Origin of the sequence: Nocardia pseudovaccinii NBRC 100343, from assembly GCF_001613225.1 — a bacterium.
In the GTDB taxonomy this organism is placed as follows: domain Bacteria; phylum Actinomycetota; class Actinomycetes; order Mycobacteriales; family Mycobacteriaceae; genus Nocardia; species Nocardia pseudovaccinii.
Window position 1 is genome coordinate 1 of sequence record NZ_BDBY01000015.1, and the last position, 1955, is coordinate 1955.

Sequence of the window (1955 nt, forward strand, 5' to 3'; positions counted from 1 at the left end):
CTCTGTGTCCAGCAAGGAACCGGTCGAGCTGCGGATTCTCGTCGTCAACGTCGTAGGCGTCCTTGCTTTCGAGGTGGAACGCTGAGCGCTCAGCTTGTCGAAACAGATCCCAGAACGCTTCGCCTTGCAGCAGCCTCACCGTAGAACTTCCTTTCTCGCCTCGGCACCTCGATTGCCGTTTCGTCCTCGGCTAGGTCGAGTTGATCCAGCGTCTCAGCATCCGTAATCGGTCGGCCAGCGAGGGTGAATGTTCCCCGGCCAGTGTCGGTCATATTTGCCCCGACGAACGTATCCGGCTCAGCGAATCCGAGTAGCAAGTGTGGAATCTCGATAGTGCCGAGGTAGTCGGTTTGCCACCCCTGGACGAGGTAGCTGTCTTGGTCGGTGGAGTACAACGTCGGGCAATGGCCTTGTCCTGACCCGCCGCTGCCCAGGAACTCTACGCGCATGATCTTGGCTCCCGTCTAGGAGTGTGACCGTGTGTGACACCCCCACAGGCAATGGTGCCCCATTTCGACTGACTATTTCGCCGATAAACCAAACTTTGTCAAGTTCCGTCAAATTACTAGCAGCTACGGTTATGGGCTCCCTAGCGTCTGAGCTGGCCCCCGTGACATGTGACGCCAACCGGTCACGGGGCGCCTTCCAACACCGGACTACAGGAGTCGAGATGGACAGGTGCACACGACTGTTCGTGTTCCCAGGCGGGTTGTTGGAGGTCGCCGATTACGGCGACGAAAATGACGGTCCGGGTGTGTACCTGGAGTTGCCGACTCCAGCCGATCGTGTGCTATCGCAACGGGTTCCGGGTGCTGCCGTCGTGGATCACCGCGTCAGCCCTGTCGAACCTGCCGACGCCGAGACGTGCGCCACGGTGCTGCGGCTGCTCCAAGATCTGCCGTGATCGTGCTCGGCTGGGTTGTCGCGATCGGACTACCGCTGGCGGTGACGGTCGGAGTGATCGTGTGGCCGGAACAGACTCCGAAGAACCAGTCCGTCAGGGGAATCCGCGAACGGATCGAATGTGAGGACGCGGACGGGATGAGGTCCGACGCATCAGGGGAGTACTGATCAGCTCCGGTCGGTCAGCCACTCGAAATGGGAAAAACATTGCGTAACAGTATTTCTCGACTCGTGAGGAAGAATCATGCGAAACCTAGTGACCCGGTCCGTAGTCATTCTCGGTATCGGCCTATCGGCCGGTCTGCCCGCCACTCCGAGCGCGCCCGCTGCAACGCTCGCGGCGGCGCACTGCACGAAGGCTGTCGTGCAGGTCAACGGCGTAGACAAAGCCGCCTGTGATGCCCACTACTACAACTACCTTGTGCCGGAATGCAATAAGCGCAGGTCGGCCGCCTGCATGCAAGCTGCGAACCAGTGGTATGCGGACTGTCTCTCCGGGAAGGTTCCGCCGCCGTGCGGGTGTGTGTCAGATCCCATGCGTCCGGAGAACTACGGACCAGACACACCCGCCGTTCTCGGGACGGCCGGATAGGATGCGGCCATGGCGATGACCTGGGAGCTTGGGGAACCGATCGCGACCCGCGAACTCCGCAAGGGGGACGATCCCGTGGTCGTCACGTTCGGGAAGCCGACGCCATCCGAAGGCGGTTCTTACTCATGCCCCGTCCGGATCGAAGGCATAGAGGCAGAGCCCTTGACCCGGGCTATCTTCGGTGTGGATGCGGTACAGGCCCTTATCGAGGCGATGACATTCGCGGGTCGTCTGCTCGAAGCCAACGAAGGCGAGTACACGTTCCTCGGGGAATCCGACCTCGGATTTCCGCGAAGCTGAGACAGAGCCGCAGATACGCAAACCCCCGACCGATCGGTCGGGGGTTTTCTGTTGTGCATCGAGACGGCGGTCGGTAGTAGAACCGGAAAGATAAGAGCCCCGCACCTTCATCTTTCGAGGTGCGGGGCTCTTACCTTCGTGTACCGCCGGGTGGTCTCGG

The 1955-nt window shown here is 60.8% G+C and carries 3 protein-coding genes; 2 read left to right on the plus strand and 1 reads right to left on the minus strand.

Translation table 11 applies throughout. The features are described from left to right. The coding region (locus NP3_RS51355; RefSeq protein WP_373864721.1) for a DUF6879 family protein at positions 1–139 on the minus strand (139 nt) is incomplete at its 3' end. A gap of 531 nt (positions 140–670) precedes the next feature. Here NP3_RS51355 and NP3_RS01495 point away from each other — a divergent pair. Both NP3_RS01495 and NP3_RS01500 read left to right on the plus strand, forming a co-directional pair. Beyond that, the gene (locus tag NP3_RS01495; RefSeq protein WP_063036989.1) at positions 671–904 is read left to right on the plus strand and encodes a hypothetical protein; all 234 of its coding nucleotides are present in this window, start codon (positions 671–673) and stop codon (positions 902–904) included. Positions 905–1504: 600 nt separating this feature from the next. Then, positions 1505–1795, plus strand: a complete 291-nt coding sequence (locus NP3_RS01500) for a DUF6968 family protein (protein WP_063036991.1) — start codon at positions 1505–1507, stop codon at positions 1793–1795. Positions 1796–1955 lie beyond the last annotated feature (160 nt).

Coding starts and splice junctions, on each gene's coding strand:
- NP3_RS01495 (WP_063036989.1), top strand. CDS start 671: ATGGACAGGTGCACACGACTGTTCGTGTTCCCAGGCGGGTTGTTGGAG.
- NP3_RS01500 (WP_063036991.1), top strand. CDS start 1,505: ATGGCGATGACCTGGGAGCTTGGGGAACCGATCGCGACCCGCGAACTC.